This is a genomic window from Streptococcus sp. HMSC065H07 (assembly GCF_001837325.1).
In the GTDB taxonomy this organism is placed as follows: Bacteria; Bacillota; Bacilli; order Lactobacillales; family Streptococcaceae; genus Streptococcus; species Streptococcus salivarius_H.
Genome location: NZ_KV832020.1, coordinates 1 through 219, shown reverse-complemented (window position 1 = coordinate 219; position 219 = coordinate 1). Strand labels below are relative to the sequence as shown.

1 protein-coding gene is annotated in these 219 nt (G+C 43.4%); it reads left to right on the top strand.

Going from position 1 to position 219, the window contains the following annotated elements; genetic code table 11:
* Positions 1–219, top strand: a 219-nt coding sequence (locus tag HMPREF2637_RS02815) for a hypothetical protein (RefSeq protein WP_141760008.1), incomplete at both ends; no start/stop codon positions are given.

Below are 219 nucleotides of genomic sequence, written 5' to 3'. Positions count from 1 at the left end.
CTCTGAAGGGGCTTCAACAGAAACAGTCTCTGAAAAACCAAGCTCTGAAGTCACAAGCACAGCTAGTTCGGAAGCAGCTAATTCTGAAACTACACATTCTGAGGTAAGTGCAACGACTAGTGAGAGTGTTACAACTGAGAATTCGTCACCAACAACTAGTGATACTGATACCCCTAATTCTCAAGTTCCCTCTGCTGAAAATAATATCACTGGCGGTCA